The sequence below is a fragment of the Shewanella sp. NKUCC05_KAH genome, assembly GCF_019345585.1.
Taxonomy (GTDB): domain Bacteria; phylum Pseudomonadota; class Gammaproteobacteria; order Enterobacterales; family Shewanellaceae; genus Shewanella; species Shewanella oncorhynchi.
The window spans coordinates 30,509-52,013 of record NZ_JAHKQZ010000014.1; the positions used below are offsets into that span (position 1 = coordinate 30,509).

Annotated in this window: 20 protein-coding genes; 7 read left to right on the forward strand and 13 right to left on the reverse strand. The window is 47.1% G+C overall.

Annotated features, from left to right (window positions below):
- The first annotated feature begins 142 nt into the window (after positions 1-142).
- Positions 143-805: a GMP/IMP nucleotidase gene (gene yrfG / locus KO533_RS13425; RefSeq protein ID WP_219254603.1), complete on the forward strand. Its 663-nt coding sequence runs from the start codon at positions 143-145 to the stop codon at positions 803-805.
- Positions 806-948: 143 nt separating this feature from the next.
- On the opposite strand, the gene KO533_RS13430 is transcribed toward yrfG, so the two are convergent.
- From KO533_RS13430 to gspC, 12 genes are all read right to left on the reverse strand, one after another.
- Entirely contained in the window at positions 949-1,710 is a 762-nt protein-coding gene (locus KO533_RS13430) for a type II secretion system protein N (protein WP_219254605.1), read from the reverse strand.
- Between the two features lie 14 nt (positions 1,711-1,724).
- Positions 1,725-2,201 carry a type II secretion system protein M gene (locus KO533_RS13435; RefSeq protein WP_105251002.1) on the reverse strand — a complete coding sequence of 159 codons (477 nt, stop codon included), beginning with the start codon at positions 2,199-2,201 and terminating at the stop codon, positions 1,725-1,727.
- Position 2,202: 1 nt separating this feature from the next.
- Positions 2,203-3,390, reverse strand: a complete 1,188-nt coding sequence (gene gspL, locus KO533_RS13440; RefSeq protein ID WP_131525233.1) for a type II secretion system protein GspL — start codon at positions 3,388-3,390, stop codon at positions 2,203-2,205.
- A 229-nt stretch (positions 3,391-3,619) separates the two neighbouring features.
- Positions 3,620-4,618: a type II secretion system minor pseudopilin GspK gene (gspK, locus tag KO533_RS13445; protein WP_105251000.1), complete on the reverse strand. Its 999-nt coding sequence runs from the start codon at positions 4,616-4,618 to the stop codon at positions 3,620-3,622.
- Positions 4,615-5,397 carry a type II secretion system minor pseudopilin GspJ gene (gene gspJ, locus KO533_RS13450; RefSeq protein WP_105250999.1) on the reverse strand — a complete coding sequence of 261 codons (783 nt, stop codon included), beginning with the start codon at positions 5,395-5,397 and terminating at the stop codon, positions 4,615-4,617. The genes gspK and gspJ overlap by 4 nt, the downstream gene beginning before the upstream one ends.
- The gene (gspI, locus tag KO533_RS13455; RefSeq protein ID WP_105250998.1) at positions 5,378-5,746 is read right to left on the reverse strand and encodes a type II secretion system minor pseudopilin GspI; all 369 of its coding nucleotides are present in this window, start codon (positions 5,744-5,746) and stop codon (positions 5,378-5,380) included. The genes gspJ and gspI overlap by 20 nt, the downstream gene beginning before the upstream one ends.
- The gene (gene gspH, locus KO533_RS13460) at positions 5,733-6,308 is read right to left on the reverse strand and encodes a type II secretion system minor pseudopilin GspH (RefSeq protein ID WP_113941577.1); all 576 of its coding nucleotides are present in this window, start codon (positions 6,306-6,308) and stop codon (positions 5,733-5,735) included. Before gspH ends, gspI begins: the two co-directional genes overlap by 14 nt.
- Position 6,309: 1 nt before the next feature.
- Entirely contained in the window at positions 6,310-6,744 is a 435-nt protein-coding gene (gene gspG / locus KO533_RS13465) for a type II secretion system major pseudopilin GspG (protein ID WP_105250996.1), read from the reverse strand.
- A 62-nt stretch (positions 6,745-6,806) separates the two neighbouring features.
- Positions 6,807-8,030 (reverse strand): type II secretion system inner membrane protein GspF, encoded by a 1,224-nt coding sequence (gene gspF, locus KO533_RS13470; RefSeq protein ID WP_105250995.1) that lies wholly within the window; start codon positions 8,028-8,030, stop codon positions 6,807-6,809.
- 3 nt (positions 8,031-8,033) lie between these two features.
- A complete protein-coding gene (gene gspE / locus KO533_RS13475) occupies positions 8,034-9,599 on the reverse strand; it encodes a type II secretion system ATPase GspE (protein ID WP_105250994.1) in 1,566 nt (521 codons plus the stop codon).
- Positions 9,592-11,712, reverse strand: a complete 2,121-nt coding sequence (gspD, locus tag KO533_RS13480) for a type II secretion system secretin GspD (RefSeq protein WP_173242583.1) — start codon at positions 11,710-11,712, stop codon at positions 9,592-9,594. Before gspD ends, gspE begins: the two co-directional genes overlap by 8 nt.
- Before the next feature lie 24 nt (positions 11,713-11,736).
- Entirely contained in the window at positions 11,737-12,666 is a 930-nt protein-coding gene (gene gspC, locus KO533_RS13485) for a type II secretion system protein GspC (RefSeq protein ID WP_105250992.1), read from the reverse strand.
- Positions 12,667-12,919: 253 nt separating this feature from the next.
- Between gspC and hslR the strand changes: the two genes are divergently transcribed.
- The 4 genes from hslR (at position 12,920) to KO533_RS13505 (ending at position 17,749) form a co-directional block, all read left to right on the forward strand.
- Positions 12,920-13,318 carry a ribosome-associated heat shock protein Hsp15 gene (gene hslR / locus KO533_RS13490; RefSeq protein ID WP_219254607.1) on the forward strand — a complete coding sequence of 133 codons (399 nt, stop codon included), beginning with the start codon at positions 12,920-12,922 and terminating at the stop codon, positions 13,316-13,318.
- Between the two features lie 14 nt (positions 13,319-13,332).
- Positions 13,333-14,193, forward strand: coding sequence for an Hsp33 family molecular chaperone HslO (gene hslO / locus KO533_RS13495; protein ID WP_105250990.1), 861 nt, complete (start codon positions 13,333-13,335; stop codon positions 14,191-14,193).
- A gap of 198 nt (positions 14,194-14,391) precedes the next feature.
- A complete protein-coding gene (locus KO533_RS13500) occupies positions 14,392-15,933 on the forward strand; it encodes a phosphoenolpyruvate carboxykinase (RefSeq protein ID WP_173497001.1) in 1,542 nt (513 codons plus the stop codon).
- 256 nt (positions 15,934-16,189) lie between these two features.
- Positions 16,190-17,749 carry an AbgT family transporter gene (locus KO533_RS13505; RefSeq protein ID WP_219254609.1) on the forward strand — a complete coding sequence of 520 codons (1,560 nt, stop codon included), beginning with the start codon at positions 16,190-16,192 and terminating at the stop codon, positions 17,747-17,749.
- Between the two features lie 196 nt (positions 17,750-17,945).
- Here KO533_RS13505 and KO533_RS13510 read toward each other — a convergent pair whose 3' ends face one another.
- Complete coding sequence (locus tag KO533_RS13510; protein ID WP_219254611.1) at positions 17,946-18,302, reverse strand: hypothetical protein; 357 nt, start codon at positions 18,300-18,302, stop codon at positions 17,946-17,948.
- A 499-nt stretch (positions 18,303-18,801) separates the two neighbouring features.
- On the opposite strand from KO533_RS13510, the gene KO533_RS13515 reads away from it, so the two are divergent.
- Positions 18,802-20,052 carry a dicarboxylate/amino acid:cation symporter gene (locus KO533_RS13515; protein WP_219254613.1) on the forward strand — a complete coding sequence of 417 codons (1,251 nt, stop codon included), beginning with the start codon at positions 18,802-18,804 and terminating at the stop codon, positions 20,050-20,052.
- Positions 20,053-20,326: 274 nt separating this feature from the next.
- Positions 20,327-21,484, forward strand: coding sequence for an FUSC family protein (locus KO533_RS13520; protein ID WP_219254615.1), 1,158 nt, complete (start codon positions 20,327-20,329; stop codon positions 21,482-21,484).
- Positions 21,485-21,505: the final 21 nt, after the last annotated feature.

Consider the following 21,505-nt stretch of genomic DNA (forward strand, 5'->3'; position numbering starts at 1 on the left):
CAGACTAAAAATAATTAATCATCCAAGACTAGCACAAAGATTTGAGCATACAAGTGACTCGAATCATCGTCATCACTGAGTATTACGCAGTGCAACAATCAATGCTAAGCGTGATTCAGTTTTGCAAAAATAGGAAATACCCATGTTTAACTGGAAGACTATCGATACGGTTCTGCTCGATATGGATGGCACCCTATTGGATTTGCACTTCGACAATCATTTTTGGCTGAATTTAGTACCGCAGGAATTGAGTCGCCAACAAGGTTTGAGCCACAATGAAGCGCAGCAATTAGTTGTGAACGCCTATGAGAAAGTCGTCGGCACGCTCGATTGGTACTGTCTCGATTATTGGCAGGAGCAACTGCAGCTCGACATTATGGGCTTGCACCGCACTTTAGTGGATCGCATTCAACTGCGCCAAGACAGCATGCCATTTTTAGTGGCCTTGGCCTCTGCGGGTAAACGGCGCATCTTAGTGACCAATGCGCATCCCAAGAGTCTTGCCCTAAAGCTTGAACATACCGAGCTATCAGCAGGGCTCGATGACATGATTTCTAGCCACGAGACAGGTTACCCTAAGGAACACCCACAATTCTGGCTGACCTTGTTTAAACAATTCAACCTTGAACCAAGTCGCTGTCTCTTTATCGACGATAGCGAACCCATACTCAAAGCCGCTAAACTTGCTGGCGTGGGCCATCAATTGGGGATTGCTAACCCTGACAGTAAAAAACCAATCAAAGTCTTTCACGATTTTCCCGCAATTACCGACTATCACTCACTACTGACTGATCTAACGCGATAAAAAGGCTATAAAAAAGGCACCTAAGGTGCCTTCGTTTCTATTCATAGCGTTGTTTTATGATCGAACGTTTAGTCACAACCCTCGCATTACGGCCTTCACATCTGAGCACTCACATTAAGTTTAAGTGCTCATCTAAAACAGTGCTATAACCCTGGAATCCGCCCCTGATATACCACAGGGAAATAACCATCCGCACCACGCTTACCTAAAATATTCAGCGACTCACGCATATCTTCCGGTTGCTCTGCCGTTTCTTTAATCTTAGCCTCAACCTTCACCATATTGCCTTCATCTAACTGTAAAGTACCAACAATACCAAGCTGGTTCTTGGTTTCATCTGTGGCCAATTGCGCTTTGCCTTCGACACAACTCAGTCCGAGTTCAATATTACCTAGAGGATAGTTACCAAACTGATTCTTAACATTGGTTTGATTCAAAAACAGCTTACCAGACAACTGTTCACACCAAGGCTTACCTTGCTCTAGCGTCTCAACCAACAAACTGACTTCACCGGTGATTTCGGTTCTAAAGGGCAGTTTTGCATTGCCGAGTAAAAAGCTATCAGGCGCTTCGAAACGTAACCCCTTCGCACTTAAGCCTCCCATGGACCAAGAGATTAATCCCTTAGCACTGACAGGTGTTGCGCGGCTACCCACTTGAAAATCAACTTTCACTTTACCTAAAAATAGCGCCCAAGGACTCAGATCCCAACGCACTTGCTCTACCTGACGCTGCGGCATACTTAAGGTTTCTATGCTGCCAGACCAAATACTGCCACTCACACCCGAAACACTGATATTCGCGGGCAATGGGGCTAACGCTATCGCAATCTTAGCGGGGAATAGGACGACTAAAAATATTAAATAAATCAGTACGCCTATGATGACTTTTTTTATCAAACTCACAGCTACACCTTAATTTATTGCGCTAATTGGATACGTCTCACTTTGACATAGCCAGGTACATCGGCCTCAGCCAAATCAACACTTTCGAGTGAAAGTCCTTTCTTCTGCACTAACTCACTCAAATAACCTAACAAGGCATCAAAAGGAACATCGTCCATCCACACTTGGATTTTATCGCCTTGAGGCTGCATGCGAGTAATCACTAACCCATAATTGCCCGCAGTTTGGTTAACCACTGAGCTTAAACTGCCCGACGTAGTCGGCTTAGCACCGTTCTGCTTAAGACTCGCTATTTTATTCGCCGTTTGTTTTACATAGTTCAACGTCTGTTGCTGTGCATTGAGGTTACGTAATGCATCGGCTTCAGCATTGGCAATCGGCGTCCAAACACCCCAATAAAAAATACCTATAACTAAGAATACCGAGCAAAAGCCCACTAATTGCTGCTCGCGCGATGCGAGCCCTTGCCACCAAGTCCGCAAATTATCCATCTTATTTGCTCCTCAAGGTTAAGGTACTGGTGACTTGCTCTTCACCGCTATTCATAGTGCCGCCATCGAGTTGAAAACGACGACCGACAATCTCTTTAAACTTCTCGATCTGCGCGTAATTTTTCGCACTCACTTGCATGCGGATCTCGTTACGCGCGCTTTCGAATCTTAAGCTATTAGGTTTAAGTTCAGGCACTTGCTTAAAGGCATCCTGTAAACCATCGAGCATGGCAAAAAACTCGGCACCACTGCCCTGTCCCTGCAATGCACGTAACTGACTTTCCATCTGCGAACGTAGGTTAACAATGCGCGAATTTCCCGGGATCACTTGCTGATAAATGGATTCACTCTGGGCTTTAAGATCGGCAATCTGACCATTGACTTGATGTATAGTCAGCCCTTTATTCACTAAGGCCAGCACGCACGCGATGGCAATAACGATGGCCGCACTTTTCCACATCATCAACTGTTTGCTGTATTCACGCTTCGGCGTGTAAACGCCGCTCAGTAAGTTCACTGGCGCATGCAAAATACCGCGGGCCAACACTAACATAGGTAGCTCAAGTGACTGCGGCTTAAGCTCGACACCCTCGAGTTGCATCTCGGTATAACTGGCGACAGAGACTTCGCCCTGTGCAGGCTTAAGTTGTTCTAACGCAATTGGCAACCAAGGCAGAGGTAAGCTCTGGCCCGAAGCTAATCCGGTACGCAGCAATAGCTCATTGCCAAAATTCATTGCCGCCCATTGGCACTCTTGCAATGGCAAGGCTAAACAATCAGGCACAATGCGCTTCACTTTTAAACCCGCTTCGGTCAAACAACTCAACCAAGTCTGCATTTGCTCATGTGCCACTGCGACCACACTTAAGGCGTCACCGTCACGTGGACCAACAGTAAAATGCATAGCATCGACATCATCGGCTAAGGCTTCTTCGAGCATAAAAGGCAAGGCTTTCAAGGCTTGGCGTTGGCCTTTTTCGGGCAAATGCACACTAGTGAGTGTCATCGCCGCGGCGGGCACTAACACATCGACGGGACGATTGCCCGCACGCTCGGTTAAGGTCGACAAACCTTGGGCATTGGCGAGCTCGCCAGAGGCGATAATTTCCTGTTCTTGCTCAGACCAAACGAGCCATGAGCATGCTTGCTCTGCTGTTCTGCCTAAGCGAATAAATAGCCGTTCACTCACAGTTTTTCTCCACCAGTCCCAGTCAAGAAAGCGTGACTGAGCTCGTTGCTATTATTTTTGTCCACCAGATTCTGCCGGGTGAGCACTTCCATTATTTTTGGCCACCAAAATCAAACCCTGACGGGTGAGCACTTCCATTATTGTTGGCCACCAACATCAACCCCTGACGGGTGAGCACTGTCATTATTTTTGCCCACCAACATCAAACCCTGCCGGGTGAGCACTACCATTATTTTTGGCCACCAAACTGACGGGTGAGCACTTCCATTTTATTGCCGCCGCTCTTTTTGAGCACACTTTCCATTCTAAATACGGCGTTATCAACCTTCGCCCCCGAGGCCAATAAAAAATATTGGCTATCGATGACAAAGCTCGACTTCATGGCACCTTCCCACTTGATCGATCCCATGGATGAGCTTTCATAAAAGTCATCTATCTTGGCAAAGCCATCGCCGGGGCGTTGGTTGATGATACTTTCTGCTTCGCCTACCGAAATCTGATTTTCGAGCATGCCAGCTAACAGTGCCGCTTGCTCGACTTCCAAGGTATTCACATTCAGTAATTGCCTGTCATTGCCAGGGATAACGCATACATAGGGCAAGAGTTTCAAATAGATATCTTGGGTGTATCCCATCACTGCCCGTAACTCACTGCGATGATTCATTAGCGTATTGGCCGCACGGTAAGGCACATTTCGCGCTTCGTATTCCGCATCTTCGGCACCATAAGGGCTAGCAGTGGTGTCTTCGTCGATATAATCTTTTAAGGTCTGGGTCAGACGGTCCGCACTAAAGTCGTCCATCCCTAAACTCACCAACAAGGCCTTATATTGCTTCGCCGCCAGCGGCAGCTTAGGTTGACTGTTTTCCACCTCTTTCGTGGTCACAGACAAGGCATTTAAGTTAAAACAGGCGCGCATATCAGTGATCTTGCCAGCAATTTCACCGTATTCCGCCGGAAACACAACATCGGCCATGGCCCAATATTGTTGCCTGTGGACTCGACCTTCCGAGTCGTCTAAATCTTGTTTTAAAATCTTCTTCGCCAGTTCTTCGGCAGAAATAGCATACCAATAGGCTTGATCGTACTGGGCCAAGTTCAACGTTCGACGCATGGATAACTGATTACGGCCTGTGATATTTGTCGCGATGATCACCACCATGGCAACTATCAAGAGCACAACTATCAGTGCGACACCACGCTGTTTAGACCGAGATTGGGTTCTCATTCGCGGCCCTCATCTTCAGGGTCGCCATCACCTGGATCACCAGAACCGTCACCTGGATCGTTCCCCGAGCCATCATCGACTCCATCACCATCTTTGTCTTTATCTTTGTTCGTATCGTCAGGATTTTCGTCTTTATTATCGTCATCCTTAGACTTTTCTGGTGCAACAGCACCCAGCGGCAACAAGAACTTACGTTGGATCTTGCCTAAACCTTCAATCTCAATCTCCATGGCGATCGCTTTAGGCAACTTAGTCGCCTCGACTTTGCGCTCCCACTTGTCTTCCATAAAGAAGGAATATTCCACCGACAGCACTTTGTCGATAATCACTGTCTTAATCGGCTCGGCGCCAAATTCAGGCTCAGGATAAGGAAAATACCAACGTTCCAGCCGCCCTTCATGCACCACATACGCCACAGACTGTAAGCTGCCCCGCGGTAATAAACCGTCGGGATTTAACCAGCCTAAACGGTAAAACACTAAGGCTTCCGATTCCGAATCTAAGATATCATTGCCCGTTTGGAAGACGGTCGAACCTCGACCACCTTCGAGTAATCTTGGCGTGCGCGCCACCATTTGCGCGAGATCACGCTCAATCGCACCAAAGCCTTGTTGTAGAGCTTTAAGCCGAGTTGAAAACGCGCGCGTCACTTCATCGTTAGTCAGCACTGTGCTAAGTACCGCATTAGAAGCCAAACCTATCATGGCAAAAATCGCAATGGCGATCAGCATTTCCAGCAGGGTGAATCCCCGCTGCGCACTAGTTAGTTTTAAGGACATAACTGCTCACTTGTGCGGCAATACGCTGATAGCGTTCGTCTTCACTCACACTTATGCGGATCATACGAAAATTATCGTCCGTCGTTTTCACAACTTCTTTACGCCAATACCAATCCTTTCCTGCGAGCTCAACTTGACCTTCTTTTTTACCGATTTCAGGAAACTGTGGATCAAGTCTGGCATCGACCATCTGATTATCAGCCACCCATTGTGCCAAAGTGCGCGATTCCAGAATCGGCATGTTTGCCATCTGCTCGCCCAAACTTTTAGTGATAGACACAGCTGCAATCGAAAATACGGCAAGGGCAACAATCACTTCGAGTAGGGTCATGCCCTTAACGCGTTTCATCGGGGCGCCCTATGGTTAATCTGCCCAGCGCATCACCGACCACTAACGTTTCGGCCTGCTGGCCTTTGTTAGTTTTAGCGATAAACGTCAGCTCAAAAGCGCTCATTTCACCGCTCGGGAATAGCATGACCTGTGGCTCAGGGTGTTTCTTCTTATCATCGGCAGAGGGTTCAATCAGCGGTTCTTCGAACCAAGAATCGTCTTTCTCATCCTCTTGTACCAAAGGTAAACCATCGAGCACTAAGTTCAGTACAACCCCTGGCTCCATTTGCTTTTCAGATAAGAGTCTGTCTTTATCCAAAGGCTCCCACTTACCTTCTTTATAAAAAACAAACTGATAACTGGTTTTCTCAATCACAATACCAATAAACTGGCCACTTAAAACGGTTTCATCAAGCACCATTTCAGTGGCCGCAATAAACTGCCGCGCCGTTCTATCTAAGGCCTGTTGCGGCCCAGAATTGCCGATAGACATAGTCACAGCCGCAGCCGTGAGCCCCATCAACAAAATCACTAGCATCACCTCCATTAAGGTGAAACCAGCGTGACGCAGCTTTAGCATCTTATTGGAAATTCTGTAAATTCCAGTTACCGATGTCATCTTCGGTACCTGGTTGACCATCGGGGCCTGCACTGAAAATATCTAACTTGCCGTTTTCGCCAGGGCTTAACAACAGGTAGTTATTGCGCCATGGATCTTCTGGCAAACGTTTTACATAACCATCTTCACGGTAGTTACGTGGCTCAGGCGAAATCGTAGGCTTTTGCACTAATGCTTCTAAGCCTTGTTCGGTCGATGGATAAACACCGTTATCTAACTTATACATATCTAAGGCATTTTCGAGTGCAACTATGTCAGACACGGCTTTTTGTTGGTCAGCCTTGTCTTTGTTACCCATCAAGTTAGGCACAACCATAGAGGCTAAAATCCCTAAAATCACGATAACAACCATCACTTCGAGTAAGGTAAAACCTTGATGTTTCTTGTTCATTTGCATCGACTACTTCTCCTAAAAAATCCTATGCCAATCGACTTGGTCATAATCCATAAATTCAAAAATTAACCGCTAATCAAGTTATTCAAGGCTAAAATTGGCTGCAAAATTGCCATCACGATAAAGAGCACAACACACGCCATACTGACCACCAGCATAGGCTCGAATACACCCAATGCTATGTTGACGTTACCTTCGAATTCCCTGTCTTGGTTATCGGCGGCCCGCTCTAACATCTGCTCAAGTTGACCACTCTTCTCGCCCGACGCAATCATGTATAACATCATAGCCGGAAACAACTTAGTATTAGTCAACGCTGCACCTAAGCTAGTTCCTTCCCGCACGCGTGCGGTCGCATCGTCAACTGCGGCCCGCACTCGCATATTCTGCAACACTTCACTGGCGATACGCATACCATCGAGCAAAGGCACTGAACTGGCGGATAAGATACTTAACGTCCGAGCAAAACGCGCCGTATTTAATCCCTTACTCACGCGGCCAACAACTGGCATGCTCAATAAAAAATTATCGTACTTCATCCGAAACGCAGGTGACTTTAACATGCGCCGAAAGAGTGCGAACAGCAGCACTAAGGCGATGACCACAAACACACCATAGTTTTGCACAAAGTCAGAGGCCGAGATCAAAAATCGGGTCGAGGCGGGAAGCTCAGCGCCCATGTGCTCAAACTGTCCGACCACTTTAGGCACAACCGCTGCTAGCAGGATTGAAATCACCCCTATCGCCACAGTGGTCAAAACCGCGGGATAAATCATGGCTTGGGTCAGCTTAGATTTAAGCTGTTGGCGTCGCTCTGTGTAATCTGCTAACCGATTAAGCACCACTTCTAAGTGACCGGATTTTTCACCCGAGGCCACCATGGCACGGTATAAATCATCGAAAATATGCGGAAATTCAGCCAAGGAATCGGCCAGACTATAACCTTCCACCACCCGAGAACGTACCGCCATAATCATGCTCGCGAGACGATCTTTCTCGCACTGCTGACCAACGGCTTTAAGGGATTCTTCAATCGGTAAACCCGCGGCCACTAAGGTCGCAATTTGGCGGGTGATCAAAGCTAATTCAGCAACTGAAATGCCACGTTTGAAAAACGAAAAACTGCTGCTCTTAGCTTTGGCTTCTTTTTCAGTAACAGGCAGTATTTCCAAGGGCATCATGCGCTGATCGCGCAGTTGGCTGCGGGCGTGTCTGGCGGTATCCGCCTCAATCACGCCCTTAAGCTGCTTTCCCTTGGCATCCAGTGCCTTATATTCAAATGCTGGCATAAATTACTCCTCGCGAGTCACACGTAGCACTTCTTCGAGAGTGGTGATGCCTGCGAGCACTTTGCTCATGCCATCGTGACGAATGCTCGGTACAAACTGACGAATATACTTTTCGATGGCTAACTCTCCGCGGCCGCCATGGATCAATTCACGCACATTATCGTCAACCAGTAACAGCTCATGAATACCGGTTCGACCACGGTAGCCATTGTTACCACAGGATTTACAGCCATTGGCACGGAAAATACGTCTGTCGTCATCGGCGGCTATGCCCAGCAACTCACGCTCACGCGCATCGGGCACATGCTCGATTTTACATTTAGGACAAAGGGTTCGGATCAAACGTTGAGCCAACACACCGAGTAAACTTGAAGACACGAGGAAAGGCTCTACGCCCATGTCTTGCAAACGTGTAATCGCGCCAGAGGCTGTGTTGGTATGTAGGGTTGAAATCACCATGTGGCCAGTGAGTGACGCTTGCACCGCAATTTGCGCGGTTTCGAGGTCACGGATCTCGCCTATCATTACTACATCGGGGTCTTGACGCAAAATAGCGCGCAGACCACGGGCGAAGGTCATGTCGGCCTTAGTGTTAACTTGGGTCTGACCAATACCGTCTAACTCGTATTCGATAGGGTCTTCTACTGTGAGTATGTTGGTGTCTTTGGAGTTGATCTCCGTCAGACCCGCATACAAAGTGGTACTTTTACCCGAGCCCGTTGGGCCAGTCACCAAAATGATCCCGTGAGGACGACGAATAAGATCTTCAAACTTAACGCGAATACTGTCTGTCATCCCCAATTGTTCTAAATCGAGGTTGCCAGTATTTTTATCCAGCAGACGCAGTACAACACGTTCACCGTGGCTCGATGGCATGGTCGATACCCGCACATCCACCGCACGACCTGCGATACGTAGCGAAATACGGCCATCCTGCGGCACACGTTTTTCGGCGATATCGAGGCGAGCCATAACCTTAATCCGCGACACTAACAGCGACGACAGTTTACGGTTTGGCTTGAGGACTTCCTTAAGTACACCATCGATACGGAAACGCACCACAAGCTGTTTCTCGTAGGTTTCGATATGGATATCCGACGCTTCTTCTTTAATCGCTTCAGATAACAAGGCATTAATCAGTTTGATGATAGGCGCATCATCATCACCTTCGAGCAAGTCTTCGGTCTGCGGCAGCTCTTCGGCAAGGGTGAATAAATCCATCTCGTTGCCGATGTCTTCCATCAACTGCTGTGCTTCAGACGAGTTCGCCTGATATGCTTGAGTGAGTTTGGCCTCAAACTTCGCCACTTCGAGCTTAACCAAAGGCAAATCAACACCCGAATAACGCCGCGCTTCGAGCATAGCCGTTAACGGTGTTTTACTCGTATAAAACAAGCTTAACTCGCCCGTTTCACCCAGCGCGAGCACCACATCGTGGCGGTGTGCGAAGGCAAAAGGCAAACGCTCTTTACTGCTCGAACGAAATACCTCATCACCTTCAGCTTCAAGGCCTAGCTCATTGGAGACTTGGCTGAGGTCATCGACTTGGGATAGTTGAATTTCACTCATTGGTTTTATCTTTGTTTTTGTTTTCATCGAGCGTTTTGAGCGTTGGATCCGTTTTACGCATCTGAGTATCTAAGCCTTTACCTTCTTTATAACGCTCTAAAATCTCGTTAACTTCAGGAGGTAAATACTCAGACTGATTCCATTCTTCCAACACTGGCACTTGAGTATTTGGCATTAAGTTCACGCCACGCTCTTGCTGCTCAAGCTGTAATGCTCTGAAATAATTATATTTACGCCCAGCAATCCCTTCCATCGTGATGCCATCACGTATGATCGTTGGCTTGATGAAGATCATGAGGTTTTTCTTCGTTTTTTTGCTCGAAGAAGATTTAAACAAATGTCCTAGAATAGGGATATCACCCAAGAACGGTACTTTTTGTATACTTTCTTGTACTTCTTCGTTGATCAAACCACCGAGTACCACAATTTGACCAGAATCCGCCATAACAGTAGTGGTTAACCGACGAGTCGCGAAAGAAATATCCACACCTGTATTACCGTTAACCCCAGAAACTTCCTGTTCAATCGTCAGCTTAACTGAGCTGCCTTCGTTGATCTGCGGCACCACTTTCAGTTTAACCCCAACCTCTTTACGCTCAACGGTTTGGAATGGGTTGCTGTTGCTCGAGCTGGCGGTAGAACCTGTCAGAATAGGCACTTCGTCACCCACAATAAACGAGGCTTCTTGGTTATCTAAGGTCGTAATAGAAGGCGTTGCCAGTACGTTTGAGTTAGTGTCACTCGACACGGCTTGAATTAAGGCGCCAAAGTCGCCCATGGCCACGCCCCAAGCCATCCCATTCACTTTTCCTAAGGCTTGGGCGAGTAAAGTAACATCGCCTTTAGTGTCAGGGTTATCTGTACAGGTCTGATTATCACCCGAACCTGTACAAGTTTGGGAAGCTTTCACATCCTGCGCCTGCCAAATCCCCGCGCCAATCTCACCTATGGTTGGGCCTAAGTTATTAAACTGAGTACCACCACCCGATTGCGATGCCCATTGCACCCCGAAGCCAACGTTATCGCCCTCAGCCACTTCCACGATAATCGCCTCAACTAACACTTGAGCACGGCGGATGTCGAGTTGATTAATCACGCTCTCGATAGTGCGCATCTGATCGGGTTCAGCACTGATCACTAAGGCGTTGGTTTCAGTATGCGCCATGATATTAATTTCATTACGGCGTTTACCACCACCCGCAGCCTGAGCGCTCGGATCTTTCTCGCCTTCCAACTTTTGGGCAAAACCGGTCAGCACTTCAACTAAATCTTCTGCTTTGGCATAACGTAGATAACGGACTTTTGTGTTACCTGTGCTGGCTTGTTCGGCATCGAGACGATGGATAAGCTCGACCACACGTTGACGACTCTTCTCATCACCGCTCACGACCACGGCATTGATACGTTCGTCAGCAACCACTTTTGGTGCTTGGCCTGGCAATTGGGATTGGTTAGCGGTAGCACGATAAAGGGTATCGATAATTCGTACCATTTCACCCGCAGAAGCAAATTCTAACGGCACGACTTGCACCGAGGTATCGCCTTGCTTATCCACTCGACGGATAATTTCGACTAACTTGTTCACGACAGCGGCACGGCCAGATAACATCAAAACATTGGAGGGGTCGTAGTTTACTACGTTGCCGCCACCCGCATTATCATTAAGTTGACGCAATAACGGCGCTAATTGCTTAGCCTCAGTGTTATACAAGGCCACGATACGCGTCACCATTTCATCACCAAGGCCGGGGTCGTTATCGTTAGCGACTCGAATTGCAGCGGTTTTGGCATCTTTGTCTTTAATGACTTTAATAACGTTATTTTCCATCTCGACGATGGCATAACCGTAAACTTGTAAGACGTTGAGGAAAAACTGGTAATACTGTTCATCGTTCAACAGATCATAACTGCGAACGTTGATTTTGCCGCGAATTGTCGGGTCAACTATGATGGTCTTATTCAGGTTTTTACCAACTATATTGATAAATTCTTGAATATCCGTGCCTTTAAAGTTGGCCGCATACTGTTCAGACCAAGCGAATTGGGAGGAGAACATGGCTGCACCCGCAACAACCCCAGCAATCAGCTTGCGTCGAATCCTTTTGTTATTCATTCTTTTTCTTTCCTCTAACGCGTGTTATTGCGGCAAACTAAACATGATTTCAACCAATTGTCCTTCCCGCTCAACCATAATAGAAACTTCGGTTAACTCGGATAATTGGCTCATCATTTCTAACGCTTGACTCATTACGGTCAAGTCGTATCCATTAATCGATTTGGCTAAATCGTTAGCTTTAAAACCCGCCTGCTTAAACAAATTGGCGTCTTTCCCTGGATTCAAGCGATATCCCGCCACAGCGTCACCCTGTCTGACAGGTGAAATGGCAATATAATCGGTGATCTTGCTAGGGTCGGCTAACAATTCGGTGCGGGATTCGGCGAGTTCTTGGGAGATTTCGGCATTTTTACGTTGATCGACACGGCTCACTGCCGAGCCAGTCTTATTAGTCTTAGCTTGTTGTAACTGTTGATTGGCTGGGCTTTGGCTAGTGTAAACTAAGCCATCGAGCATTAATGTCTCGTAACGGCCAGCGTTAGTGATGATAATACGGTCGGCATAGACTTCTTTCAGAGATGCCGAAGTGCCCTTGATTTTATCGCCTAAGCTGTAGGTCTCTTGGCTGCCGTTTGACTCAATGATCGCTAAGCCTTTCTGATCTGCTGTCGATGCAACAACGCCAGTGAGCTGAATAGAGAGCGTGGTCTTAGGCGCGTCGGTCACAGTCTCAACAACCTCAGTTTTTGGCTTTTCAGATTTAGCATCTGCCTTACCAAAGAGACCAAGCTGCTGTAAACCCGCAAGATCAACCTGCCCAGCACCTTTACCCGTCAGGTTAACGGGCGTTGGTGACCAAGCACTGGGTGATGAGCTAGTAGGCACTAATTTCCATGTAATTTGCGCGGCTAACAACATGATCACAATAAAACCCAACCAGAAGACTATCCGGCTTAAGGGCTTATGGGGCATGCCAATGGCTTTTGCGATAACTTTATCTAATAAATCCATATTTTATGTGGACCCTCGATACAGGTCTCTGTTCTGATTATAATAATTAGGCGATTACCGTCTCATGCTAACCTAGGCAGCATTTGGCAACAAGCCCATAACAGCATTCAAATTGGCGAAAATAGGCCAATTATGCTAACTTTGCCCGCCATAAAAGGGTGTGAAGCACGCCACCCTTTAACATAATAGAAATGCTCTTGACGCATTTTCTTGCTCGGCATGTGAACTCATCGATCTTTTAGCTGGAGACACTATGACTCAAAGTCAAAGCGATAAAACAGACATTCGACTCGATAAGTGGCTTTGGGCTGCACGTTTTTATAAAACCCGTGCCATCGCCAAAGAAATGATTAACGGCGGCAAAGTACATTACAACGGCCAGCGTGCCAAATCTAGTAGGAATGCCGAGATAGGCGCCGTCCTTAAGATACGCCAAGGATATGACGATAAAGAGATCGTCATAAAAAAATTATCGCAATTACGCCAAAGTGGTTCGATTGCACAAGAATTGTACGAAGAAACCGCGACAAGTCTGGCTAAACGGGCCATTAATGCTGAGCAACGACGCCTCCACATGCTCAATAACCCGATACCCGATCAGAAACCAGATAAAAAGCAACGACGCCAGCTCATGCGCTTTAAAGACCTTTAACAGTGAGATACACGATGAACCAAGATACTTTACACCGCTACTTGTTCGATAATGCCGATGTGCGCGGTGAACTGGTGCAGTTACAAGACAGCTATCAACAAGTGATCAGCGCCCAAGAATACCCAGCCGTACTGCAAGTGCTACTGGGTGAATTAATGGCAGCCACCTCACTATTAACCGCTACATTGAAATTTAGCGGTGATATCAGCGTACAGTTACAAGGCAACGGCCCTGTATCTTTAGCGGTGATCAACGGTAACAATTTACAAGAGTTACGCGGTGTGGCTCGCTGGAATGCTGAACTCGCCGATGATGCTAGCCTCACAGAACTCTTCGGCCAAGGCTACATGGTCATCACCTTAACACCCGACGAAGGTGAACGCTACCAAGGTGTCGTTGCACTAGACAAGCCAACACTTGCGGCCTGTGTTGAAGAATACTTCAATCAATCTGAGCAGTTACCTACGGGAATTTGGTTATTTGCCGACGGCAAACAAGCGGCGGGCATGTTCCTACAAATTCTGCCAAGCCAGCAAGATCACAACGCCGACTTCGAACACTTGAGCCAACTGACGTCGACCATCAAGGCCGAAGAGCTATTTACTCTTGATGCAGAAAGCGTGTTACATCGCCTCTATCATCAGGAAGAAGTACGCTTATTTGATCCTATCGATGTGAGCTTTAAATGCACTTGTTCCCATGAACGCAGTGCCGGCGCGATCAAAACCTTAGATCAAGCAGAAATCGAAGCCATACTCGCCGAAGATGGCAAGATAGAAATGGGTTGCGAATATTGCCACGCTAAATACACCTTTGATGCCATAGACGTAGCAACCTTATTTGCTAACGGTCAAACATCAACAACCCAGCAGTAAAACGACTCCCGCTAAAAAATGGGCGCCCTATTTGGCGCCCATTTTTTATTCATACCTATAATCCCCTCACACATTGCACTCGGCTTAGGCTACAATCGCCCTCACTTTGTCACCTAGCACGACTCAGGCGATAAATAAAATTAAATCGGCAGACGATCGATATTAAAATAACCTTACAAATCAAATGGAGACCTCACTATGGCGGATGGATTAAACCGCGTTCACTTTAACCCCTCAACAGCACAACTTGTCGAATTTGCCCTGCTACGCGGCGAAGGTGAATTGACAGCCAATGGCGCATTAGTTGCTAAAACAGGCGCTCGCAGCGGTCGCTCACCTGGCGATCGTTTCATTGTAAGAGAACCCAGTTCAGAAGCTGATATCGAATGGGGCCCAGTCAATCAAGCTTTCGATCCAGGTGCTTTTGAAGGTTTATGGGCACGGGTTGAAGCTTACCTAGCCGATAAAGAACTGTTTGTATCTGATCTCGAAGTCGGTGCCGATACTGAACATTACCAACCAGTACGTGTTACTACACAATACGCTTGGCACCAACTGTTCGCCCGCAATCTATTTATCATTCCTGAAGAATTTAATCGTAAAGACAAACCAGTGTGGCAGATCATCAATGCCCCTGACTTTGTTTGCGTACCAGAACGTGATGGCACTAACTCAGATGCGACCGTGATTTTAAACTTCGCTGAACGTAAAGTGCTGCTTGCCGGCCTGAAATACGCTGGCGAAATGAAAAAGTCTATGTTCTCAGTGCAGAACTTCCTACTGCCAGCCCAAGGCGTGCTACCTATGCACTGTTCGGCCAACGTAGGTAAAGATGGCGACACTACGCTGTTTTTCGGTTTATCTGGCACAGGTAAAACCACACTTTCTGCCGATCCAAAACGCTTCCTGATCGGTGACGATGAACACGGCTGGGCACCCGGCGGCGTATTCAACATCGAAGGCGGTTGCTACGCCAAATGTATCGACTTAAGCCAGAAGAATGAGCCCGTGATTTGGGATGCGATTCGTTTCGGCACTGTGCTTGAAAACGTCGTTATGGACGAACACCGCGTACCTAACTACAAAGACAGCAGCCTGACGGAAAACACCCGCGCAGCCTATCCGCTGGAGCACATTGCCCAACGTAAAGAAGACAACTGCGGCGCTGAGCCACATGCGGTTGTATTCTTAACCTGCGACGTATCTGGCGTATTACCACCGGTTTCTATCCTGACCAAAGAACAAGCGGCATACCACTTCTTGTCTGGCTATACCGCCAAAGTAGGTTCGACTGAAATCGGCTCAACCTCGGCGATTCAATCCACCTTCTCAACGTGCTTCGGCGCACCTTTCTTCCCACGCCCTGCTGGCGTGTACGCAGAACTGTTGATGAAGCGCATTGAGTCCTTCGGCAGCCAAGTGTACTTAGTCAACACAGGCTGGACTGGCGGTCCACACGGTGTAGGTAAACGTTTTGACATCCCAACCACCCGCGCCATCGTCGATGCGATTGTCAGCGGTGAATTGAAAGATGTTGAAACCGTCCACTTAGACACCTTGAACCTCGCCGTTCCTGTGGCAGTCACAGGCGTAGACAGCAATTTACTCAACCCAATCAACACTTGGGGCGACAAAGCGCTATATGCCGAATACGCCCAGAAACTAGCAGAAGCTTTCACTAAAAACTTCGCTAAGTATCAAGTGTCAGACGCTATCCGTAACGCAGGTCCAAAGGCATAAGCGCGTAGCGGCTCTGTTCGGTACGATTATTGAGTCAAAAATATCGTTCTATAAAAAGCGCGGGTTCAGTCATGAACCCGCGCTTTTTATTTGCGGCTAAATTGATTTAGTGACGATGAAATCCACCCGCACTAAAGTCACTGCGATAGATTTTTATGTGTTTTATTTCTTATCGATTAGTTAAACCAAGCTTAAATTAATGCTGCGTTTTTATAATCGCCGATAACAATCATCATTTTTAGGAAGCGGCTCCCAAATGGAAAATCATAAACCTGTCACTGGATTCCAGCGATTTCTCAATGGCGTCGAAGTCGTCGGCAATAAACTGCCTGATCCGGCGGTATTATTTGCGATGTTTCTGGGCTTAGTCTGGTTGATCTCTTGGGGATTATCAGGTGTCAGTTTTGATGAAATCGACCCTCGTACTGGTAACCCGATTCAAGTCGTTAATATGCTCGAAGGCGGTGCACTGACCGCGTTTACCTCGACGATGGTCACGACCTTTGTGACTTTCCCGCCGCTCGGTGTCGTGCTGGTTGCTATGTTGGGTCTAGGCGTTGCTGAACATACCGGCTTTATTAATGCGGGGCTGCGCTCCATTTTATCTGTCACTCCCAAAATGTTACTCACCCCGGTATTGATAGCCGTGGGTATTCTAAGCCATGTCGCGGTAGATGCGGGTTATGTACTCGTTATCCCGCTCGGCGCGGTGATCTTTTATGCCGCTGGTCGCCATCCCTTAGCCGGTATTGCCGCCGCTTTCGCTGGCGTATCCGGCGGTTTTTCTGCAACCGTTGGCGTGCCATCGAGTCTTGATCCTATGTTAGCGGGCTTAACTCAGGCAGCGGCAAGATTATCGGCCGATCCCGCGGCCGCCACATTAACGATTAACCCACTGAATAACATCTTTTTTACTTCGGCTTCTGCCATTTTAATTATCTTAGTTGGCTGGTTCTTAACGGATAAAGTTATCGAGCCGCGCCTAAAAAACACTGCGGTGAATGGCGATCCCAGCACGCTCCCAACCCTAGATGAACTGCAACCCCATGAGCGCCGCGGACTCAAATTCGCCATGGCCGCCATGTTGTTGTGTGCATTAGGATTAGTATTAACCGCCTATGGTGAACATTCTGCTTGGCGTGCTACTGACGGCGCCTTAACCAGTGCTTCAGCGCCATTAATGCGCTCCATTGTGGCGATTATTTTTGTGTTCTTCCTCGTGCCCGGCATAGTCTATGGTTACGTCGCTGGCACGGCAAACAACCACAGAGCCATTATTCAAGGCATGAGCAAATCCATGAGCGGCATGGGTTATTACATCGTCATGGCCTTCTTCTGCGCCCAGTTTATTTATGCTTTTGGTCAATCCAATTTAGGCGCATTAATGGCAATTAAAGGCGCATTGGCGTTAAAGGAATTAGCCCTTCCTATGGGTGTGACACTGGTAGGCATTGTGTTTCTCACTGCGTTCGTCAATCTATTAGTGGGTTCCGCTTCAGCCAAATGGGCATTAATTGGTGCCATTATGGTGCCCATGTTAATGGAACTAGGTGTGTCACCGGATTTGACTCAAGCCGCTTACCGAGTGGGCGACTCATCCACTAATATCATCACCCCACTGATGCCTTACTTTCCGTTAATTGTGGTGTTTTGCCAAAAATACGTTAAGGAATCAGGCATCGGCACCTTAGTGGCACTGATGTTACCGTTTTCAATCAGTTTTCTTTTACTTTGGAGCGGTTTCTTACTGGCATATTGGGCATTAGGCCTGCCTCTAGGGATTGGCAGCTCGCTCTCCTTCCCCGCAATGCCTTAGGGCGTTCAAGAGATATTCAGAGTGCTTGCGAAATTGAATTCATAATAAACAGGCGCTCAATACCTCAATAACCACTAAATGGTGCACAACTTATTACCTCGCCTTAAACACAAATGCCGACGTTAACCGTCGGTATTTTACCGCTAACAACACGTAATTTTATTTTATATAGAAACAACAAAATAAAAATAAACACTTAAATATCTATAAACGCATCTCGCTCATAGTAAAAAATAATAGCTTCAAGTAGTTCCTGTTCACTTGGCAGGGCTTTTTGCTGCATCAGGTTATCGATCACATCCTCAATCTGATCCGTGTTTAGCAGATAACCATAGTCACTCCGGCCTAAGCTATCCTCAAAGGCATCGATTTCGTCATCCGATAGGTCTCTCATATCATTCACTATCGGGAATAATGGAGTGGCCAGTTGCAGGGATTCACCTTCATCAAGATCTTGATAAACAAGCCAATAACTTAATCCAGGTTGTTCGACGCACTTTCTTATCCAGCACTGTAACGATTCGGGCGGGCCGAAAAATGAGGTGATGTTCATAATGTCCTCGAAATGGAGTTGTCATAGGGAAAACTGAGTGAGTCACAGAGTTGAATGGTCATGGAGGTTTTTTAGCTATTAACCACCCTCATGATTCATACAAGTAAAAGATGGGTAACTAACGACTCAAGCCGCCCCAAGAATACGAGAGGATATCTGCGCCCATCAAAGTAAAAATCACAATTCATCAATTCGGCAGTTAAAATTCCACAATTAAATAAGCTTTATTCATTTTTAAGCGCATAAATTTAAGCATTTCTCATTTAACGTTAACGTGATTTAGACTTTGGTTATTTTGAAACCAAGGTTAGTGATGTTTCACAATCCCCTACTATGCAATTGTGGTACTTTACTCGGACAAAAATGTCGGGCATTTGCCTTTAACATAGAGTGAACCTTTAGCCTAGAGTAAGCCTTAATCACTAAAGCTTGAGTCGTCTAGGTTCAAATCGTCTGTGCATGACACAAAATGCTGCGGCAACTGGGGAGTTTCGCAAGAATGAAGAGCAAGAGTTTATTAGGTAACATTGGTGTGCAAGTGGTTATTGCCATGATTATCGGCGCACTGGTGGGTTTTATCATGGGCGAGAGTGCAAGTGTGTTTGCACCACTCGGAACCATTTTCATCCATTTAATCAAAATGCTAGTGATACCACTGGTATTGGTTTCTATCATCAGCGGCGCGGCGAGCTTAGGTGACAGCCCATCGGCGGGTAAGATTGGCATTGGCACTTTCGGCTTTTTTATTGTCACGTCGGGCTTTGCCGTTGTGCTTGCACTCTTGATGGGTAGTCTGTTCCAACCGGGTGCAGGCGTTGATTTTACCGCCCACAGCAGCACAGACTTGATGGAAGTAACCAAGGAACATGGCGCATTACCCGGGGTAATGGATACCTTTATCGGCATGATCCCAACCAATGTATTCGAGTCGCTGAACGGCGGTAACATATTACAAATCTTAGTCTTTAGTATCTTCTTCGGCATCGCACTGACTAAAGTTAAAGGCGATGGCGCTAAGCCTATTTTGGCCGCACTCAACACAGTCGTCGATGCCTTTGTGTGGATGATCAACTGCGTGATGATCATTGCCCCTATCGGTGTATTTGGTTTGATGGCCGATTCTGTCGGCACCTTCGGTTTCGATGCACTAGAAGTCGTGTTTAAGTTATTCGCCGTGTTTGTGGCTGCGATTCTGATCTACGGCTTTATCTTCTTCCCATTAGTGGTACAACTCTTCTCAAGAGTATCGGCGCGCCAGTTTATTTCGGCAATGAAGAAACCGCAGGTAATGGCCTTATCGACCGCCTCTTCAATGGCGACTCTGCCAGTGAATATGGAAACCTGTGAGGAAGATCTTAAAGTCTCTAAGGCAACCACGGCTTTTGTACTGCCGTTAGGCGCCACCATAAATATGAGCGGCAACGCGATTTATTATGGTTTAGTAGCCATGTTCTTCGCCCAAATGTATAACGTTGATCTGTCGATGACAGCCTATGCGGCCATCATTTTCACCTCAACCTTAGGTGCAATTGGTCAAGCAGGTGTGCCGGGCCCATCCTTCTTAGTAGTGGCAGTGCTGTTAGCTGCGGGAATTCCTATCGATGGTTTACCTTTGCTGTTTGCATTAGACAGGGTTTTTGACATGATCCGCACCGCACTTAATATCACTGGCGATGCGGCTTGTGCCTTGATCATGGATAAATACACAGAAGTTGACGTTAAAGCGGATAGTGAGCGCAGCTTAAGCTAACTCAAACACTTTGAATATAGGCTTGAATAGGCAACGCTTATTCAAGCCTTTTTTATATCTGCAGCACGGTATAATGGCCTGCCTCTACACGCATAAGTTAAGCCTATTTAATCTGAGTGTTAATGTGATCTCTCCCGCGCCATCCACTAAGCTCAATTTGCTAGATTTCGCAATTTACATTTCTTTATGGCGCTATGGCCGCAAGTGACACGGTTTTTCTGCGATACTGCCACTAGATTAACATCGCTAAGTTAGCTCAAAGGAATTTTGCCCTATGTCTGTATTTGCCCCAGCCACACCCTTTGCCGACTTTATCTATCGCCATTTTCGCTCAATTCACGCCCTAAAGCTCGGGCTAGCCTTACTCGTTGCTGTCACTATTAATGCCATTTGGGCGCCACCGCATTTTATTTGGAGCATGGTCACGATAGTGATCATTATGATGAGTTTACCTCAGGTAGGCGGCGCGATTGAAAAGTCGCTACAAAGGGCAATAGGCACTTGTTTAGGCTCAGCTTATGGGGTGATGTTAGTTGCCACTGTGGACAGTTATTGGCTAATCATGAGCCTGCTTATCTTAGCCGTTAGCTTGATTTGTTTTATCTCGGCCGGACGTTACAGCTATGCCTATTTAGTGGCCGGATTTACCATCATAATCGTGGTCGGCGACGCCAACCATGACACCTCTGAGGCACTATGGCGCACGGCCAACATCCTCTCCGGCTGCGTGATTGCTATTTTGGTCTCACTGTTCATTTTTCCGATTAAAGCTAAACAAGATTGGCGCTCCCAACTCACCCATGCCATCGACAATATGGCCGAAGTATTAGCCGAGCATCTTAAAGCGCCCGCCAATCATGAGCTCGATTTTCGCGCTAGACTGGAGGCAGCGATGAAAGCCGTACTCACTCAAAAGAAACTGTTTTTCTCCTTGGAATGGGAAAGTCAAACCCTCAAAAAACACAAAGTGCTACTGTCGCAGTTAGCCAATAAACAAGTGCGCTTAATCACCTTACTTGAACTCTTACCCTTAACCCGCTGGCAGGAAGAAGACAAAGACGCCTATCTGCAGATTAATGCGGTTGCCTCTGAGCTTGCCTTCTATTTGCAACAACTTGCAGAATTTGTGGCGGGTAAAGCTCAACAATTGCCGACACTGCCAGAATGCTTAGATCAAGAATTGCAACACAGACTCCAGCTTGCCCTAGTCGCAGCCACTCAAGCATCGACCGCAGATCCAGTGACAGCCGTAAACGACCAAGTGACAGCCGTAAACGACCAAGTGCCGCAGGGATTTGCGCTCACAGGTTATAGCTGGCTAATTTATCGGCTCGCGATTGCCGTCGAAGCACTTTATAAAGACATTGCCATTATCGACATTGCCTATAACAAGCGGCCAGCTTCTCAGATTACGCCCAACAAAACAGCTTAGTCGATTTTACCATTCCGCTTA